Raw genomic sequence first — 19,067 nt, forward strand, 5'->3', positions numbered from 1 at the left:
ACAATAAAAACATAGTGGCTCAGAAGAACTCAATATCTATATCACGTAAGACATTTATGGCTATAGGGATAGCAATGCTCCTTATAACTATAGGTGCTATATACGTATTGAGTTCTTCCATTAACAAGAGTAACGAGGATACTTATAAGTATATTACCTCTAAAAACTTTTATCAAAAACTACGCTCATTAGAACAAGAATTTGCTAAAATAGATAACCATCTCTATTCTCTAGAATATATTACTAAAAATACGCCTCTGGATCAACTATCTATTAAGTATGAAGTACTTAATGACATGTATAATTTAGATGGTGTAGTATCACTTAATTGGTATTTCAAAGTAAATGCTAATAACGAAATACTTGAGACATATATTGGTAAGGATAAACAACACGATACTGAAAACATATTTACAAAAACAGTACTAGCTAATCCTCTGCACTCTAAAAAAAACACCTTTATCGAACATAATGGTTTTCAGTACTGGTTAATGTATCACAGTATCTCTCTACCTAATAATGAACGATTAATCTATGGGATAGTAGTAGATATGGCCTTATACCATAAGTATCTAACTAATATAGATGTAACTACGCCTAACTATGCGTATATCTTTACTAAAGATGGATTGTGTATTTATCACCCTGAAAACAGTTTAATGGGAAAAAATGTGTTTGAACTAAGTAACTTTTCTGCAAAAGACACAATTAATATTACAGATGCTGCTAATCCGCCTATAGTAAATTCAGAATATCTAAACCTAGAAGTATTCCGCTTTATTAGTCCATTTAAGTCTGAGAATTTCTCGGGATATATCACTGTGAACTTTCCTAAGTTTAATGTAGATGATAATATCAAGCCGATTAGACGCAATACTATCTTGATCTTTATTACAACAGTTACACTATTAGTGTCTTTATTTTACATATTTAATATCGCTAATAAAAAAGCTTATCAAGAGAAGGAATTATTAGCTGTAGAAAATGAAAAGATTATTAAAGAAAAAGCGTTGATTCAATTGCAACAATTAAAGAATCAGATCAATCCGCATTTCTTATTTAATTCGCTAAATTCTCTGTATATGCTTATTGACTTAGAACCTCAAACGGCACAGAAGTTTACATTAAATTTAAGTAAAACTTACCGTTACTTAATAACACCTCCTGAAGAAAATATTGTTAATATAGACAATGAGGTAGAGTTTATAAATAAATATATCGCTCTACAAAAAACTCGTTTTACACAAGAATTACACTTTGAATTAAATGATAAAAGATCAGAAAAAAGCGTTAAAAAAATCCCTTTCTTAGGGCTACAGATTTGTGTAGAAAACGCACTAAAACACAATATTGCAACTATAGAACATCCTCTATCTATCAGCATAGATATAACCGATGAAAACGTAATTATCAGCAATAATTACCAGCCTAAAAAGTCAGAAATAGAAAGCGAGCATTTTGGCGTAAAATACTTAGACTCAATTTATAACTATTATAACACAATTGGATTTATGACATTTTGTGATGAAGGTAAATATATTTGTATTTTGCCATTGATCAAATGTTAAAATTATCCATTCACTCCTCTATTCCATCCACTCACTCCCAAAAATTTGAAGCATAGAGTTAAGTCAACTAGTTTTATACTGACTTAATAATAACTTAACATAACAATGGATAAAAACACGGTTAAACTAAGTATCAGTGCTTTAATATTTTCTTACTGCCTTGCACAGGTACCACCAACCTATGCTGCTAAGAAAAAAACTACCCCAAAAACTGAAAAAACAGTTACCACAGAAAAAGATTCTACAGATAGCAAAAAAAATAATTACGCAGACTTAATCAAAAAAGGTACTTATACTAAAGGTATGTTCAATACTATTCAAGTTAAGACTGATATCTATTTTGAAATTCCTGACAGTTTACTTAACCGTCAATTCTTAATTGTTAATAAGCTATCTCAAGTTCCATTAGAAGTTAATGATGCTGGTGCGAACACTGGTATGAACTATGAGAATAAACTAATCACATTTCACAAAGATACTATTGCAAAAAAAGTATGGGTAAAGACGATCACCCCAAGAGTCTCTTCTCCTGCTGAGGATGCAATAACTAAATCGGTTAAAACTAACTTTATAGAATCTGTACTAGAGGTATTCGATATTGAGGCTCAAAGTCCAGACTCAACTGCTACAGTAATTAAAGTTAATAAAGTATTTGACGGAAATCAAAAAAGCTTTAATGATGTATTAAATGGTCTTGGCCTACCTACATCTGTGAAGACTAATCTATCTTATATAGAAGGAGTTAAAACATTTCCTGAAAATATTGTAGTAAAATCTTTATTAACTACTAGCGTAAATGAAGGTTCAGGTGATATGCCTGTTTCTTTAGGAATAACGAGTAATATCGTATTGCTATCAGAGAAGCCTATGCAACCGCGTATAGCTGATAAGAGAGTAGGATACTTTACAGAAAAACATTGGTTCTTCAGTGATGCGCAACACAAGATGAAAGAAGAAGAGTTCATCACGAAGTGGCGTATGGAACCAAAAGAAGAAGATATAGAGAAATACTTAAGAGGCGAATTAGTAGAGCCTAAAAAACCAATCGTATACTATGTAGACCCTGCTACTCCACCCCAATGGAGAGCTAAGATTATAGCAGGGGTACACGATTGGCAAGTGGCATTCGAAAAAGCAGGTTTTAAAAATGCTATTATCGCTAAAGAGCCTACTGAAGACGATAAAGACTTTGATATAGATGACGTACGCTACTCTGTGATTACGTATGCTGCATCTCCTAAGTCTAACGCTATGGGACCATCTGTAATAGACCCTCGTAGTGGAGAGATTATCGAGTCTGATATTATCTGGTGGCATAATGTAATGACATCTGTACACAGCTGGATGCGTATACAAACCGGACCTATCGATCCTAAAGCTAGAGCTAATAAATTTAGTGATGAGCATATGGGTGAGGCTATCCGTTTCGTATCATCTCACGAAGTAGGACATACATTTGGTCTTAAACACAATATGGGTTCTTCATTCGCTTTCCCAGTTGATTCTTTGCGTTCTAAAGAGTTTACTGATAAAATGGGAGGTACTGCTCCATCTATTATGGATTATGCTCGTTATAACTATGTAGCACAACCTGAAGATGGTGTGACGGCTATCACTCCTCAGATTGGTCTATACGATAAGTATGCTATCGAGTGGGGTTACCGTTGGTATCCTAACCAAGAGGAAGAGAAAAAAGCACTTCGTACAATGATAGAAGATCATCAAGATGATCCTATGTACTTCTACGGAGAGCAACAAAGCTCGCTTAATATCGTGGATCCTCGTTCTCAATCAGAAGATTTAGGAGACGATGCTATGAAAGCAAGTGAATACGGACTTAAAAATTTAAAAATAGTTGTAGAAAATATTATTCCTTGGACTTACGACAAAGGAGAAGATTACTACGAAGCTGGTAAATTATACATGGGCGCTATAGGACAGTGGCAAATGTATAATCAACATGTATTAAACAATATCGGAGGGGTTTATTTAAACCATGCAGTATACGGAAACAACAAAAAAGCATACGAGCCTGTTCCTTTCGAAACTCAAAAAAGAGCTGTAGAATATTTAGCAAAGAATGCTCTACAGATACCTACATGGTTATTCTTTAATGAGGTAATTGAGAATACATACAGCTTAAAAGATTCTCCTGTAGGTCCATTCGAATATTCACCTTACTCATTAGCTAGAGAACTACAATACTCAACGTTATACTACACACTAATGGATGAGCGTCTGTTACGCCTGTTAGAGAACGAAGTACAACAAGTTCAATTAGGAAAAGAGAAAAACTTTACCATAAATGATTTGTTTTCAATGCTTAATAGTGAGATTTTTGCACCCACAAAAAAAGGAAAGAATTTATCTATCCTAGAGCGTATGACTCAAAAGAATTATGTGGATGCTCTAATCATCGATGTAAACAAACTATTTGAGAAAACAAGCAAAAAAGGATTATTGACAGCTCATTCTCTACAGTTCCCTACTCTGTGTAATCACATTGAGGAAGAGAACAAACTGAGAAACATTAACTATACTGTTATGAAGAGGGTATCAGAGGTTACTTCTTACAAAAAAGGTGAGTTAATGAACATTAAGAACACACTTAATAAAAAGAAAAATAGCGGAGATAAAGCTACGCGTGCACATTACTTAGATCTAATTAATAGAATCAACGAAGCTTTAAATCTATAATGATAAACTAACCCCCAATTATTTTAAAGGAAACATGAAAAAACTTTTTCTCCTTTTCTCACTCCTTACTATTTCTCTTGCTTTCGCGCAAGAGAAAAGAGTGATCACTGGTCTAGTCCAAGATAGCACGGACAAGCTAGGATTACCTGGTGCCTCAGTAATTGTAGAGACACAAACTGTGTCTAATGCAACTACTCAAGCAGGTATCGTAGAAAGTACTAGTATAGGTACTATGACTGACTTTGACGGTAACTTTACCTTAGAAGTACCACAAGACACAAAGAGTATTCGTATCAGCTTTATCGGGTATGAGTCTAAACTTATTACCTTAGGTGCTAAAGGTCATTATGTAGTGACTCTAGGTACTGATACTGATATCTTAAACGAAGTGGTTATTACTGGATATCAAACTATCGAAAAAAGAAAGCTTACGTCTTCTGTGGCGCAAGTAAGTATGGCTGAAATTAATCAAAATGGTGTAGCAAGCGTTGACCAAATGTTAGCTGGGCAAGTAGCTGGTATGGCTGTAGTAAACCAAACTGGTGCTCCTGGTGCTCCTGCTAAAATTAGAATACGTGGTACTGCTTCTCTTAACGGTCCTCAAGATCCATTATGGGTACTTGATGGTATGCCATTAGAAGGAAACGATGTTCCTAACTTTAATGATAAAGCTAATATCGATCAATTACAAAACTTCTCTATCGCTGGATTAAACCCTGACGATATTCAAGATATTACAATCCTTAAAGATGCTTCTGCTACTGCTATTTATGGTGCAAGAGCGGCTAATGGAGTAATCTTGATTACTACTAAAAAAGGGAAGAAAGGAAATATGAAGGTGAACTTTACTGCTAACACTTTTATCAATGAAAGACCAGATTTTAAGAAGTTAAACTTAATGAACTCTGACCAAAAAGTTGATTTAGAATTAATGTTGGCAGGTAGATCTGATATCTTTAACGACAGATCTAACCAAGGTGAAGTAATGCGTATCCTAAACGGTACAAACGAACTAGATACTTATAGAAATGGTGGTTTTGGAGCTTTATCTTCAGCTACTCAAGCTTCTATTAATAACCTTAGAAAAACAAATACAGACTGGGGTAAAGAAGTTTACCGCCCAACATTTAACCAACAATATGGATTAAGTTTATCAGGCGGTAACGATGTAAATGATTATTATTTCTCGTTAGGATACTTTAATGAAGAAGGTACAACTATTGGGACCGGTTTTGAACGTTTCAACATTACATTAAAAGACAACTACCAAGTAAGTGATAAACTTAAAGTAGGTGTTGCTTTATTTGGGACTCATTCTACAAAGAAAAACTTCATCGCTGATTCGGATTCTAGTCCAGTGAATTACTCTAGAAATGCGAACCCTTATTTAGCCCCATACAATGCGGATGGTAGCTATATGTATGATAAAGATATTAGTGGTTTTGGTGATGTGTATGTCCCTTTTAACTTTGCTGAAGAAAGAGCAAATACTAGGTATGAATTAGTAAATAAATCGTTTAAAGCTGTATTTGACTTAGAATACCAAGTGTTAAATGATTTAAAGTTAACATCTCAATTAGGTCTTCAATTAGACAAAAGTGATACTGAAAAATTCTTAGGTAAAGAGACTTACTCTACACGTAAATTTAGAGAAGGAACTAGATACTGGGACAGTGCTTCTAAACAGTATAAATATTTCTTACCTGATGGAGGAATCATTGAGAATTTTAATGACGATATGTTCCAATACAACTGGAAAACACAACTTACTTACAATGCTATCTTTAACGATATGCATGAAGTAGATGTGATGGCAGGTATGGAGATTAGAAAAACTGATCAAACAATTATAAAATCAAAAGGTTTTGGTTATGATGAGCATACATTAACAACTAAGCCTCTTATCTTCCCTAACGGAAGTACTGCTGTTAATAATAAAATATACGAACAATACAGAAAGACTGTAAATGAAAATGCTTATGCATCTTTCTTTGCAACTGCTTCTTATACATTCAATAGAAAATATACTGTATTCGGAAGTGTACGTGCTGATGGTTCAAACTTATTTGGTGTAGATCCTAAATACAGATATGTACCACTATGGGCTGTGTCTGGATCATGGGATGTGACAAGAGAGAAGTTTATGGAGAATTTAGACTTCGTAAGTAATCTACGTTTACGTGCTTCTTATGGACTACAAGGAAATATAGATAGAACTACTTCTCCTTTCTTAGTAGGCGAATACAACAGTGTTACTATTCTACCTGGTTACCCTGAATCAAACATTCAGATCTTAGGTGCACCTAATGGAACATTGCGCTGGGAGAAAACAACTAATACAAACGTTGGTTTTGATTTAGGATTATTCAACAATAAAATCTCTATTGCTGTAGATGCTTATAACAGAAAGAGTACAGACTTAATCGGTTTAAGAAAGTTACCATTAGAGACAGGATTTGAATTTACAAATATGAACTGGGCTCAAGTAACGAATAAAGGATACGAAATTGCTATTACAACTAGAAATATCTCTAAACCTGATTTCTCTTGGACGACTACATTTAACTTTGCTCGTAACAAAAGTAAAGTAGATAAGATTCAAATCTTTGATAATGAAAGACTACCTTCTAGAGAAGGGTTACCTGTTAACTCTGCCTTTGTTATCAAAACAGCTGGTCTAGATGAGAAAGGTAATTTGTTGTTCTGGAAAGATGGAGCTAAAGTAACTGGTAAAGAGTTCTTCAAACTATATGATCCTATGGCTGACTTTATGCCAGGATATATGGTAAACTCTACATTAACAAATGAAGAATATAGAGACTTATATACTTATGCTGGAGATAAAGATCCTAAATTTACTGGAGGTCTTATTAATACAGTAAGAATCAAAAACTTTGACATCACTGTTTCTGCTGCTTTTAACTTAAAGCAAACAGTACAAAAAACACCTTCATATAATGCAGCTAAAATAGACCCAGGTAAGAACTATACAACTGAGATATTAGATGTCTGGTCTCCAACAAATCCTAATGGTACATTACCTGGTATTATTGCAAATGACAATAATGGGAACTATACTGACAATGACAATTGGATGTTAGCTAAATGGTTTGATGGTGCAGATTTTGGAAATGGAAATGCTTATAAAAGTCTAGATATCTGGACTAAAGAAATTAGTTATATCCGTATTAGTAGTATTCGTTTAGGATATACACTTCCTAAGGATCTATTGAAAAAAATGAGAATAGACAACGTTCGTTTTACAGTTGAAGGACGTAACTTATTTGTATTTGGAACAAATTACGATGGTTACTTTGATCCAGAAACTTATGGAAACATCTATACTCAACCAATCCAAAAGTCATTTACTCTAGGATTAAATGTTACCTTCTAAACTTGATTAATCATGAAAAAAATTATATTAATACTTAGCGGTCTTTTCTTAGGATTATCAGCAGTTAGTTGTGATGACTTCCTAGACATAGAACCTCAAGGAAAGATTATCCCAAAAACAGTAGAAGATTTTAGAAATGTAATGTCTTCTGCCTATAATAAATATCCTAGACATAAATCTCTTACAAACTTCAGAACTGATGAAGTAAGAATTATAATCGACGAAGAATCAACAAACTTCTTAGGTGTAAAAGATACTTATACTTATCAGGATGTCAATCCTGGTAAAGATGCTAAAAGCTATGGTTATCTTCAATTCTATGAATCTATATTCTACGCAAGTCAGACAATTATTAGTGGTTCTCAAACGATGCAGCCTGGAGATCAAAAAGAACAACTCTTAGGTGAAGCTTATGGATTAAGAGCATTAGCATATTTTGATTTAACTAACCTATATGTTAAGCCTTATGATAAGAATACAGCGACTACAGATTTAGCTATCGTATTACAAAACGAGATTGATATCGAGAACCAAAAACCTAGGTCAACAATGGCTGAAGTTTATGCTCAAATACATTCTGATATTGACAACGCTAAAAAGCACCTGAAAGTAACAATCTATGAGGAGGGTAAAAATTACCGATTCACATTGGCTGCAATCTATGCTCTAGAAGCTAAAGTTAACCTATACCAAAAAGACTACGAGGCAGCTTTAGTAAGCGTAGATAAGGCATTAACATATAAAAGTGAATTACAAGATATAAACACGGATATAAAAACATCAGTAGCTAGTTTTAAATCTGTCGAATCTATTTTAGCTTTAGAAGAAGGGTTAGATTACAGTCTTCAAACGACAGCTTTAGTTTCTGATGAATTGTATAATATTTATGATCGAGAAAATGATTTGCGTTTTGCCACTTCATTTGAAAAAGTACGTGAAGGTTATATCAGTAAAAAAACAGGTACTGGTGAAATGAAATCTTCTTTCCGTACTTCAGAATTATATATAATCAAAGCTGAAGCATTAGGTCACTTAAATAGACTTGCCGAAGCTAAGAGTACAATAGAAAAATTGATAGTTAGCAGATACAAACCGGAAGCTGCTGTGAAAGTTAAACAGAAGCTTTCTGGTCTGGATCAAAAAGGATTCATCTCTTTTATCCTTGATGAAAGAAATAAAGAGTTTGCCTTAGAAGGTCACAGATGGTATGACTTAAGACGTTTACATCAAAAACAAATTGTACACAAATTTGGTAATGAAACGTTTACTCTATCTGAAAATGATTTGAGATACACGTTGCCATTCCCACAAGAAGCAAGAGAAAACAACCCAAATCTATAGTCTTCGCCAGACTCATATATTCAAAAAAGCCACTCGTCATGAGTGGCTTTTTTAATATCTGAAGTTCTGACTTTATAGCCTCTTATAGTCAAAATACTACATTCAATAATATTTTATACTTTTGTGGAAACTTACCACCACATGAAAGTTGCCATAGTAGAAGACGAGACTTTAGCATCAAATTACTTAAAAGCACTGCTTTTAAAGCAAGAACACATACCTATAGAAGACATAGTAATACTATCTTCTGTAAGAGAAGCTACAGCCTTCTTTTTGAGCAATAAAGTAGATCTAATCTTTATGGACATTCACTTAGGCGATGGTAAAAGTTTGGAAATTTTTGAGCATATAGAGATCAAATCTCCTATCATATTTACTACAGCATACGATTCTTATGCTATACAGGTATTTAAACAATTTACTATTGATTATATCCTTAAACCTTTTACCAGTGAAGAGCTAGAAGATGCTTTACTAAAGTTTAAAGAAATTAATAAGCACTACGAAATAATACCTACTCTAAATAGCCTAGCTAAAATAGAGAATGAAGGTGATGATGCAAGTAAAGATCGCTTCTTGGTTAATAATGGCCATAAATTAAAATCTATTGAAAAAGAACAAATAGCTTATTTCGTTGCGTCTGGAAAGCATTTATTTCTACACACTTTTGACAACAATTCATATATCTACGATGATACAATTAAGGATATTATTAGTAAACTAGACACAAAAACTTTCTTTAAGGTTAATAGAAAGTACATTATAAATATAAAATCAGTGTCTGATATTATTAAACACAATAGTCAAAAAATAGAATTAAAACTAATACCTACTCCTGAAGATGACTCTCCAATTCTCGTGAGTAAAAATCATATTCTTGATTTAAAAACATGGTTGAGTTAACAAAACTCTTTTATGTTTAAATCATTAAATTTTCTAATACCTTTAAGATAATTCAGTATTTTATTTTGTTATATTTGGTTTAATCTAAAATAAAAAAAGAAAGACTATGGACTTTGGAGAGCGACTTATCAACTTTGTTGATAGAATTCTTGATCTGTTTAATGCTATTAAAGGTTACTTAGAAAACGCAGTAGCATTCTTTGAAAAATTAAAAAATAAAATACTAGATCTAATAGAGTATTTCTACGATAATGTAGAAGAAGTTACAGATGAAAATCTAAAAGCATTAGAAGAAGAGCACTTCTTCATCTAATACTTTATTACTTTATAATTATCCTTTTCTTCATTTCTTCTACTACTTCATAAGCAGCAGGACAAATAGCTACATTCTTAAGCGTAAGATTTGATATTTGATTAAACTTCTTGCGATCTGTATGTGGATATTCACGACATGCTTTTGGACGTACATCGTAAATCATACAGTAATTTTCATGATCTAGAAATGTACAAGGAAGACTCTGTAAAACATAATCACGATCCTCATCAATATGTAGATATTTATCTATAAATTGTTGGGGTTTCATTTTTAGATGCTTTGCTATTCTCTCTATATCTGCATTAGTAAATAAAGGCCCTGTGGTCTTACAACAATTTGCACAACTTAAGCAATCTGTTCTCTTAAATACACTATCGTGTATATCTTGCATCTGATAATCTAAATCTTTAGGAGCTTTCTTTTTTAGTTTATCAAAATACTTTTTATTTTCATTATGCTTATCTTTGGCCAACTTAGGAAGTTGTGATAATATTTTATCCATCTAGTATGCTTTTGGGTACAAAATTACAACAACTCTTCTTTAAATTTTAATGAAAGACTAAATAATGAAAGACTTATTAGGAAAAGCTATACTAGATTTTCAAACAAATAATAATCCTCAAAACGTAATTACAGAAACCGATATTTCTGAGGCTGAAGAAATGGATATAGCATATCTATTCAGATCTTATAAAGAAATGCCTAAAATCGAACAAAAAGCACTTAATCTAGCTAAGGGAAATATACTTGATGTTGGATGTGGTGCAGGAGCTCATACTTACTACTTACAAGAAAAAGGTTGTCACGTAAAAGCAATAGATATATCTCCTAGTTCTATTGAAGCTTGTAAACTAAGAGGTATTAAAAATGCTGAAGTCTTAAATCTACTTGACATAAAAGATGAAAAGTTTGATACAATTCTTCTACTAATGAACGGAACTGGTATTTTTGGTCGTTTAGTAAATACTACTAAATACTTGCAACATTTAAAGTCTCTACTTAATCCAGATGGACAAATACTAATAGATAGTTCTGACTTAATATATATGTTTGACGAAGATGAGGATGGTGGTAAGTGGATACCAATGGAAAACAAAGACTATTACGGAGAGCTAACATTCACTGTTGCTTATAAAGGTGAAGAGGATGAGCCTCTAGAATGGTTGTATCTAGATTATAATACTCTACAGAATGCAGCACATTCTAATGGATTAAATTGTGATTTAATTATCGAAGGAGAAAACTGTGACTACTTAGCTAAACTAACATTGATATAATAAAACAAAAAAGCTTCACTAGATTAGTGAAGCTTTTTTTAATATAGTAATGTGCAATTACTCTTGCATATATTTCATCATAAGACCTTGTAATCCTACAGACCACTCTTCTCCTACCTTTTGTCCTTTTTCGAAAAGAACCTCACTCTTATCACTTAATTTCTTTCCAATAGGTGATTCATAAAACTGAATAAGTTTTTTAACATCATCATGAGTAAACTCAGTCATGTACATATCAGCCATTTTATCGATAAGTACTAACATACTCGCTTTTAATTCTTTCTCAAAGTCAGGACGTTTACTTTCTTCAACATTTGATACTAACTCTCCCGTTAATAGTTCAAAAGTTTTCATTTGTCCACTTAAGTTCATATACTTTTTAGTGTCGTTTTTAAAAGCATCCTGTGCGAAAGAAAACTGACATACTAACATCATTGCAAAAGCAAGTACTATTTTTTTCATAGTTTATATTTTTTACGTATTTGTAAATTTAAAGGCTATTTAAGGAATATCCAAATATTTATGAGTTTGTACTGATATTTTCCACTGTGGATTTTTCTTTACATACTCTACGATTAAAGGATTCATCTCTGCACGTTTACTCCATTCCACTTGCAATAATAATAAAGCATTATCATTAACTCTAGCAGCTTGTTCCTCTGCAAAGATAAAGTCATGTTTATTATAAATAACAACTTTCAATTCATCTGCTGCATCATATACACTCTGAGTTGGTAATTTATTCTTCTTCGGAGATAAACAGATCCAATCAAAATCACCAGATAGCTCATAAGCTCCCGAAGTTTCAATATTTGTTTGTAGGCCAGCCTTCTTTAACTCTGAAGTGATGTAATCTAGATTATACATTAAAGGTTCTCCTCCTGTAATCACAGCTAAATTAGCTTCAGCCTTTGCACGTGCTACAATATTATGAACATCAGTCAAAGGGTGTAATTCTGCATCCCAACTTTCTTTTACATCACACCAATGACATCCAACATCACATCCTCCTAATCTAATAAAATAAGCGGCATGTCCTGAATAATATCCTTCTCCTTGAATTGTATAAAACTCTTCCATTAAAGGCAATATTCTACCTTCATCCAATGCCACTTTATCGTAATCTTTAGTCATTTTACTTTTACATTAAGTATGCAAAGATAAGTCATAATAGCTTTTAATCTACAATAAACAAAAAAACTCATCTATCACTAGATGAGTTTTAAGTTTATTAATAATAAAGATATTCTTATTTCTGTAAAGCTTTAATTGTATTCTTAGCAAACTCATTTTGAGGTTCTAATTCTAACACTTTATTAAAGAAAGTAATTGCGTCACTATTTTCACCTTTATTTGCATGATATGTAGCTATAGATGTATAAGCTTCTACAACTCTATCTTTGTTCTCTGCTTTATTAAGAGTGCTCTCAGCAGTTAAAGTATTAATATACCCTTTATATGCTTCATACATACGTTTATATGCTTCATCTCCTTTTAATAGTCGATTAGCTCTAGCTTTAAAGAAATAAGCCTCTGCTAACTTAGGATCAGCTTTTATTGCGATATCAAAGTATTTATCAGATTGATTTAAGACAGATTCATTATTTCCACTTTCATCATCTCTTCCTAACAAGTAATAACAATAAGCAGCATAGTAATTGTCATATACATAATTTGGTTGATCCTTAATCTCAGCAGCAATACTAAAGATATCAATAGCCTCTTTTATCTTCCCTTTTTTAGACCAATCAAGTCCGATAGAATGGAAATCTTCAGCTACTGCAGGTTCTACTTTTATAGCTTTTTTTAACTGGTCTATACCTTTAGCATAAGACCCATTGTTGTCATTTGCAGTATTTAGGTAACTCAATCCTAAATACAAATGATCTCTACCAATCGTTTTCTTTGCTTTAGTCAAATAACTTTCTAGCCCTTGTACTGCAACAGCATAATTAGAATTATGATATGCAGCATACCCTAAATAACGATTGATTTTATTACTTATCCCTGCCTCCTTAATTAACTCAGATGATAGTTTCTCTAACTTAGTATAATCTCCAGTTACTAATAAGAAGTCAGCATATTTCACTCTAGCTTCTACTGAATTATCAGAAGCTGTAATATACTTTTGGAAGTACTCATTTGCTTTAGAAATATGAGATTCTTTATTTTTACTATCACGTGTACTCCATAAATAGTAACTATCTGCTATCTCTCTTAAAGCAGGAGCATATTTTGGATTTACAGCTAAAATCTCTTCACAAGCTTTAATTGCATCAGCAAATCCACGTCCTCTTTTTGTGATAATAGCAAGTTGCAATTTAGCGTCTAATAAACTATCATCATAAGAAATAGCATTTCTAAAAGCAGAAAAAGCTTCATTAAAATTATCTTCTGCTAAATAAGCTTTACCTAAAACATTATAAGCAGTTGCATTAGTATAATCAGCATCAATAACAGCTTTAGCAATAGCAACAGCTTCTTTAGGTTGCTTATTAGCTGAATTTAAATAAGCAGATGCAACTAATAATTGTTCATCATAATCCTTCTTACGAATGCTTTTTAAAGCCTTGTCAAAGTTCTCTTTTGCTAAAGTAACATTGTTTTCATCTAATGCTATTTGTCCTAAACCAATAAAACTTAAAAAACCTTTATTCTTAACCGCTATACCTTTTTCAAAATAAGCTTTAGCAGATTCTACTTCTTCTTCAAGTAATAAAACATCACCTAGATAATAGTAATTCTTACCATCAGTAGGTTTGCTTTCCACTAAAGACTTTAATATAGCCTTTGCTTTATCATATTGTTCATCCTGTATAGCTTTTTTAGCACTTTCTAAATCTTGTGCGAAAGCACTTGCACTAATTAAAGCTATAGCCAGTAACGACTTTAGATTTCGATTATTCATATTCAGATATATTTTGGTTATTTACATTTTTTAGATTTCGTCTCTCACATTTAATTCTCGTGGAGGTATTTTAAAAGGAACTAAACTAGATTTAAGTATGATACGTTGTCCTTTATATCCCGCTATAAAAGAAGCAAAACCAACGCCTAAACCTGATTTCCCTTGATTATCTACAACATATAACTTACGAGTAAGAGGATAAGCTCCTTCTGCTATATTATTTTGAGAAGCTTTATAGAATTTACCATCAGTATAATTCTTAACACCTAACACTTTTACTTCGTCAATCACCTTACTTATTCTCTCACTAGGTTGTGTCAACCAATTCAAACCAATAATACCTATGGCATTAGGATTCTTACTAACATACTCTAAAGCCTTTTCTGTATCACCAGCGTAATAAGCATACTCAGTAGGAAACTTCTCTACTTTAGCCTTTTCCTTAAATGAGCGAACAATGCTAGAATTGATATCATCAAACACTAATATAGTTTTATCACTTGCGTTAGCTGATTTAGATTGTAAATTTTTTAATACTAAATCATAATCTATAACACTATCATTATATGTCTTGTTAGTTACAAAAACAATAGCATCAGTAGCAAAATGAGTCATTTTTGGAACTACACGTCCCTTAAAACGTTCAATCTCATCAGCGTTTAATTCTCTAGACATTATAGCTATACGAATAGAATCATTCAACAATTGGTTCAAAACTTCAGCTTCTGATAACTTTAATAAATCAACCTTCACACGATTATACTCGTACATAAATACAGTATTAACATCTTCAGCTATCGGATAAATAGACTCATCTACTAATATTTTTGTATAACCAGACACAGGAGATTCCTCAAGCTCACTAGGATCTACTACTGAATTCTCTGCCACAGTATTGCCCTTTTTATTACATCCTATAAAAGTACTTGACAGAGCAGTAAAAGCTAAAACATAGCTAAATACCTTAAAACCTTTTCTTATCATTTATTTACTACTAAAACTAAATATTTGTTATTCCATAAAGATAGAAAAAAACAAACAACTAACATTGTTAAGATTTGAACAAAAAATAAAAGCCGCTAAAAGCGGCTTATATAAAAGAATCAATCCTGATTCCACAATCTTATAAATCTAAATATACCATACACAATAAGAAGTCCTCCGAAAAGCATTCTATGTGTATACTCTAGTGCAATTGGCATTGAGTCCCAAAACAAAAACATGCAACCTAATCCTAAATAAAGTAAAAAGAAGCATAGTCCGAAAACAAACAGAAATCGCTGTACTAGCGATTTCTGTTGAAATTTATTTTTAAACATACCTATTGTACTTGAATAGTAATTGGTAATGTAAATTGAGATCTTACAGCTTTATTATTTTGAATAGCTGGTTTCCATTTTGGCATAGAGTTCAGTACACGTACTGCTTCTTTACCAGCACCGTAACCTGGGTCACGAGCAACTTTAATATCAGTTAAAGAACCATCTTTCTCAACAATAAACTGAACGATAACTTGAATTCTTTTAACTCCAGAATCGATATCTGGTGTTCTGAATCGGCTGATGAACTGTTTGTTGAAAGCTCCCATACCTCCAGGGTATTCAGCTTTAACTTGTACAGCTACGAATACTTTATTCGTATCTTCACCATCACCAGTTACTTCAGGTTTTGGATCACCTTTATCAGCTTTTCCAGTTCCTTCTCCAGTTTTGATTTCACCTTTATCTTTATCACCTTTAGCATCTTTTACTCCAGGATCTGCATCCTTAAAGTCATCTTGCTTAGCGATTTCTTCTTTCACATCCTCTTTCTTAGCCACTTCAGGTTCTACGAATTTTTTAGTGTCATTAACACTTTTCGCTTCCTCTACTGGTGGTGGAGGTGGTGGTAACTCTTCCTCTGGTGGAGGAGGAGGTAATTCTTCAGGTAACTCTGGCATTTCAACATCAATAACCTCGATTGGAACATCTAATTTATCAACTTTTGTTATACCTAAAGTACCTTCTGCCCATCTAATAATCATAGGCGATGCGATTCCTAAACCAAAAACTACTATACCTGCAATTAATGCTATAGTCGTTACTTTAGGATTCTCAGATCTTAATTGATAAGCTCCGTAAGATTTGTTACGTCCTTCGAAAACAATATCAATCCAATCTTTTTTAAAGATATTTAATTTTGACATTTCTTTTAATTTTTTTAGACGTTAACTATTTTTTCTCACCTAACATATCTAAATCCGCATCAGAGATATCAACGATAGCATAGGTTTTAGTACCTGTAATTGCCATTTCGTCAAGAATATCTACTAAGTTACGGTAATTAGCGTTCTCACTAGCTTTAATGATAACAATTAATCCTTTCTCAACATCTTGAGAATAAGCTAAAGCTTTCTTAGAATTTTCTAAAATAACTTTTCTTATTCCATTTTGACCGTAAGAACTATCATTCGGTCCATCTAATGGTTGTTGAGGCATCCCCATGTACCATTTCACTTTATTATCCGCACCCAATAGAACAGTCATCGTACGATTCTCATCTACTGGAGTCTTAGAGTCTTCTTTTTTCTCAGCATCATCAGACTTGTCTGGCATCGCTAAGTTCATAGACTGCGGTTTATTCATTGATGTAGTCAACATGAAGAAAGTAATCAATAAGAAAGCTAAATCCACCATCGCAGTTAAATCTACTCCGGCATTTTGTTTTTTACTTCTTACCTTTTTACCTTTTCCGTCGCCTCCACCTGTATTTAATTCAGCCATTTACAGTTTGTTTAATGATTAAAAATCTTCATTTCTTAGACCTGTTACCAAGTAGAACTTGTTAAGACGTTGCTCTTGCATAATGTTCATTACTTCCTTCACCTTTGGATAAGGAACTGTAGCATCAGCTTTGATAGCAACTTCTAGAACCTTATTGTTCATATCCTTAGCTACAATACGAGCAGTTTGAACCCAATCTTTCAATTGGTTATTCTCCTCTGCTGTAGGGATACCAGGCTGAGATGCACTAACTTTATTTCTAACGTCTGGCGGAAGATTCAAGAAACTTTTCAAATCTTTCATCGGTGTACCAACACCTTCTAAGTATGAAAAAGTCATTTTCTCTTCATCATTAAATTCTATATTGTAACGCTCTCCCATTTTCACAAGAGTTGCGATACGATCTTCTTTTCCTAAAACTCCAAAGAAAACCTTTTCTGCTCCTTCTTCACCTCCTACAGTTACAGTAGCTAAATTCACCTCTGGTAATTTAGTCTGTACAGTCGATGATGGAGTATCAACAGGTAATGGTTCTGGCATTTTAGCAGTAGAAGTCAATACGAAGAAAGTTAAAAGTAGGAACGACACGTCACACATCGCGGTCATATCCACTCTCATACTTTTCTTTTTCATTTTACCTTTTGCCATTGATAGTGTATTTTAAACTAAACCTGTATTCATCTATATTGTCATACAGGCTTAGTATTTATATTATTTACTTATTCTAATTATTTTACTAAACCTCTGAATCTTCTGTAAGATTGAGTAATAGCAAAACCAGCTTCGTCAATTGAATAAGTTAATCTATCAATTTTAGTTGTAAATGAGTTATACATAACAATAGCTAATGTAGAAGTACCAATACCTGTAGCAGTACAAACTAACGCTTCAGAAATACCAGTTGCTAATGCAGCTGAGTCAGGAGTACCAGAAGTTGCTAAAGCAGAGAACGCTTTAATCATACCTGTTACTGTTCCTAATAATCCTACTAACGTACCGATAGATACTAACGTAGCTAATACGATCATATTTCTTTCTAACATTGGCATCTCTAATGTAGTAGCCTCTTCGATTTCTTTTTGAATAGCTTCTGTAGCTTCTTCGCTATCAAAACCTTCTTTTTTCATTTGCTCATATTTAACTAACCCAGCTTTTACTACGTTAGCTACTGAACCTTGTTGAGCGTCACATGCTTCCATTGCTTCGCTAATTTTCCCAGCGTTGATGCTTACTTGGATATCTTGAACGAACTTGCTTACGTTTCCTTTTCCTGAAGCTTTAGAAATTACAAAGAATCTCTCGATTGAGAAAACAATAGTCATTGTTAATAAACCAATTAACGCAGCTACAACAATTCCTCCTTTATAAACCATCCCCATAAAGTTTCCTGGTAGTGGGTGTCCATCTGGATCTCCGTTTTCAAAGTTTGATGGAGCTCCCATTACAAACTTCCAAATAATGTATCCAAATAAAATACAAAATACTACTGCTAATGATGCAATTACTCTGCTTGCGCTTGAGCCAGATCCTTTTTTCTCAACTGATTCGTTTGATACGTTTGTCATCTTTTTAAAAATTTAATTCTTTTTTTTTCAATTATTACTTATTACTTATTTTCTCTTTATTAACTAATGAGAGTCGCAAATTTATGTTTTTAGATCAAATAAAAAAATTTATAATGATTTTTTTCAACCTGCATACAATCATTTAACACTAAAGAAATTTAACATCCTCGTATTAAAAGAAAATGTTAAGCTAAGGTAAAGATAACAACTCTAAATGGAATAAACTACTCCATTTTTTACATTCCCTTTAATTTTAACATTTCAACTTTATACATTATATAATTTCTGAATAGATTATATTTGTTAATAATAAAATCACTTTTTTAAAAGCATTAA

At 32.6% G+C, this 19,067-nt stretch carries 16 protein-coding genes; 7 read left to right on the forward strand and 9 right to left on the reverse strand.

Going from position 1 to position 19,067, the window contains the following annotated elements; translation table 11 throughout:
• Positions 1-14 precede the first annotated feature (14 nt).
• From BMX53_RS13285 to BMX53_RS13310, 6 genes are all read left to right on the forward strand, one after another.
• Entirely contained in the window at positions 15-1,568 is a 1,554-nt protein-coding gene (locus BMX53_RS13285; protein WP_244154512.1) for a histidine kinase, read from the forward strand.
• Positions 1,569-1,673: 105 nt separating this feature from the next.
• On the forward strand, positions 1,674-4,265 hold the full coding sequence (locus BMX53_RS13290; RefSeq protein WP_074746890.1) for a zinc-dependent metalloprotease: 2,592 nt from the start codon (positions 1,674-1,676) through the stop codon (positions 4,263-4,265).
• A 34-nt stretch (positions 4,266-4,299) separates the two neighbouring features.
• Positions 4,300-7,659, forward strand: coding sequence for a SusC/RagA family TonB-linked outer membrane protein (locus tag BMX53_RS13295; RefSeq protein ID WP_074746892.1), 3,360 nt, complete (start codon positions 4,300-4,302; stop codon positions 7,657-7,659).
• A 12-nt stretch (positions 7,660-7,671) separates the two neighbouring features.
• Positions 7,672-9,000 (forward strand): RagB/SusD family nutrient uptake outer membrane protein, encoded by a 1,329-nt coding sequence (locus BMX53_RS13300; protein WP_074746894.1) that lies wholly within the window; start codon positions 7,672-7,674, stop codon positions 8,998-9,000.
• Between the two features lie 141 nt (positions 9,001-9,141).
• The gene (locus tag BMX53_RS13305) at positions 9,142-9,903 is read left to right on the forward strand and encodes a LytR/AlgR family response regulator transcription factor (protein WP_074746896.1); all 762 of its coding nucleotides are present in this window, start codon (positions 9,142-9,144) and stop codon (positions 9,901-9,903) included.
• Positions 9,904-10,009: 106 nt separating this feature from the next.
• Positions 10,010-10,216 (forward strand): hypothetical protein, encoded by a 207-nt coding sequence (locus BMX53_RS13310; protein WP_038984506.1) that lies wholly within the window; start codon positions 10,010-10,012, stop codon positions 10,214-10,216.
• 7 nt (positions 10,217-10,223) lie between these two features.
• On the opposite strand, the gene BMX53_RS13315 is transcribed toward BMX53_RS13310, so the two are convergent.
• Positions 10,224-10,721 carry a YkgJ family cysteine cluster protein gene (locus tag BMX53_RS13315; protein ID WP_038984505.1) on the reverse strand — a complete coding sequence of 166 codons (498 nt, stop codon included), beginning with the start codon at positions 10,719-10,721 and terminating at the stop codon, positions 10,224-10,226.
• 64 nt (positions 10,722-10,785) lie between these two features.
• On the opposite strand from BMX53_RS13315, the gene BMX53_RS13320 reads away from it, so the two are divergent.
• A complete protein-coding gene (locus BMX53_RS13320; protein ID WP_074746898.1) occupies positions 10,786-11,496 on the forward strand; it encodes a class I SAM-dependent methyltransferase in 711 nt (236 codons plus the stop codon).
• A 57-nt stretch (positions 11,497-11,553) separates the two neighbouring features.
• Here BMX53_RS13320 and BMX53_RS13325 read toward each other — a convergent pair whose 3' ends face one another.
• From BMX53_RS13325 to BMX53_RS13365, 8 genes are all read right to left on the reverse strand, one after another.
• Positions 11,554-11,958 (reverse strand): DUF2059 domain-containing protein, encoded by a 405-nt coding sequence (locus tag BMX53_RS13325; RefSeq protein ID WP_038984503.1) that lies wholly within the window; start codon positions 11,956-11,958, stop codon positions 11,554-11,556.
• A 39-nt stretch (positions 11,959-11,997) separates the two neighbouring features.
• Positions 11,998-12,630 (reverse strand): 7-carboxy-7-deazaguanine synthase QueE, encoded by a 633-nt coding sequence (locus BMX53_RS13330; protein ID WP_038984502.1) that lies wholly within the window; start codon positions 12,628-12,630, stop codon positions 11,998-12,000.
• A 115-nt stretch (positions 12,631-12,745) separates the two neighbouring features.
• A complete protein-coding gene (locus BMX53_RS13335) occupies positions 12,746-14,404 on the reverse strand; it encodes a tetratricopeptide repeat protein (protein ID WP_074746900.1) in 1,659 nt (552 codons plus the stop codon).
• Positions 14,405-14,434: 30 nt separating this feature from the next.
• A complete protein-coding gene (locus BMX53_RS13340; RefSeq protein WP_074746902.1) occupies positions 14,435-15,388 on the reverse strand; it encodes a PstS family phosphate ABC transporter substrate-binding protein in 954 nt (317 codons plus the stop codon).
• Between the two features lie 337 nt (positions 15,389-15,725).
• Positions 15,726-16,589 carry an energy transducer TonB gene (locus tag BMX53_RS13350; RefSeq protein ID WP_038984498.1) on the reverse strand — a complete coding sequence of 288 codons (864 nt, stop codon included), beginning with the start codon at positions 16,587-16,589 and terminating at the stop codon, positions 15,726-15,728.
• 25 nt (positions 16,590-16,614) lie between these two features.
• Positions 16,615-17,166 carry an ExbD/TolR family protein gene (locus BMX53_RS13355; protein WP_038984497.1) on the reverse strand — a complete coding sequence of 184 codons (552 nt, stop codon included), beginning with the start codon at positions 17,164-17,166 and terminating at the stop codon, positions 16,615-16,617.
• An 18-nt stretch (positions 17,167-17,184) separates the two neighbouring features.
• Complete coding sequence (locus tag BMX53_RS13360) at positions 17,185-17,814, reverse strand: ExbD/TolR family protein (protein ID WP_038984496.1); 630 nt, start codon at positions 17,812-17,814, stop codon at positions 17,185-17,187.
• An 80-nt stretch (positions 17,815-17,894) separates the two neighbouring features.
• Positions 17,895-18,731, reverse strand: coding sequence for a MotA/TolQ/ExbB proton channel family protein (locus BMX53_RS13365; protein WP_038984495.1), 837 nt, complete (start codon positions 18,729-18,731; stop codon positions 17,895-17,897).
• Positions 18,732-19,067 lie beyond the last annotated feature (336 nt).

The organism is Myroides marinus (genome assembly GCF_900109075.1).
GTDB lineage: Bacteria > Bacteroidota > Bacteroidia > Flavobacteriales > Flavobacteriaceae > Flavobacterium > Flavobacterium marinum_A.

What these genes read in the sequence shown, in the direction of transcription:
- BMX53_RS13365 (WP_038984495.1), bottom strand. Translation starts at nt 18,731, where the DNA reads ATGACAAACGTATCAAACGAATCAGTTGAGAAAAAAGGATCTGGCTCA.
- BMX53_RS13330 (WP_038984502.1), bottom strand. Translation starts at nt 12,630, where the DNA reads ATGACTAAAGATTACGATAAAGTGGCATTGGATGAAGGTAGAATATTG.
- BMX53_RS13290 (WP_074746890.1), top strand. Translation starts at nt 1,674, where the DNA reads ATGGATAAAAACACGGTTAAACTAAGTATCAGTGCTTTAATATTTTCT.
- BMX53_RS13325 (WP_038984503.1), bottom strand. Translation starts at nt 11,958, where the DNA reads ATGAAAAAAATAGTACTTGCTTTTGCAATGATGTTAGTATGTCAGTTT.
- BMX53_RS13350 (WP_038984498.1), bottom strand. Translation starts at nt 16,589, where the DNA reads ATGTCAAAATTAAATATCTTTAAAAAAGATTGGATTGATATTGTTTTC.
- BMX53_RS13340 (WP_074746902.1), bottom strand. Translation starts at nt 15,388, where the DNA reads ATGATAAGAAAAGGTTTTAAGGTATTTAGCTATGTTTTAGCTTTTACT.
- BMX53_RS13355 (WP_038984497.1), bottom strand. Translation starts at nt 17,166, where the DNA reads ATGGCTGAATTAAATACAGGTGGAGGCGACGGAAAAGGTAAAAAGGTA.
- BMX53_RS13300 (WP_074746894.1), top strand. Translation starts at nt 7,672, where the DNA reads ATGAAAAAAATTATATTAATACTTAGCGGTCTTTTCTTAGGATTATCA.
- BMX53_RS13305 (WP_074746896.1), top strand. Translation starts at nt 9,142, where the DNA reads ATGAAAGTTGCCATAGTAGAAGACGAGACTTTAGCATCAAATTACTTA.
- BMX53_RS13310 (WP_038984506.1), top strand. Translation starts at nt 10,010, where the DNA reads ATGGACTTTGGAGAGCGACTTATCAACTTTGTTGATAGAATTCTTGAT.
- BMX53_RS13315 (WP_038984505.1), bottom strand. Translation starts at nt 10,721, where the DNA reads ATGGATAAAATATTATCACAACTTCCTAAGTTGGCCAAAGATAAGCAT.
- BMX53_RS13335 (WP_074746900.1), bottom strand. Translation starts at nt 14,404, where the DNA reads ATGAATAATCGAAATCTAAAGTCGTTACTGGCTATAGCTTTAATTAGT.
- BMX53_RS13320 (WP_074746898.1), top strand. Translation starts at nt 10,786, where the DNA reads ATGAAAGACTTATTAGGAAAAGCTATACTAGATTTTCAAACAAATAAT.
- BMX53_RS13360 (WP_038984496.1), bottom strand. Translation starts at nt 17,814, where the DNA reads ATGGCAAAAGGTAAAATGAAAAAGAAAAGTATGAGAGTGGATATGACC.
- BMX53_RS13295 (WP_074746892.1), top strand. Translation starts at nt 4,300, where the DNA reads ATGAAAAAACTTTTTCTCCTTTTCTCACTCCTTACTATTTCTCTTGCT.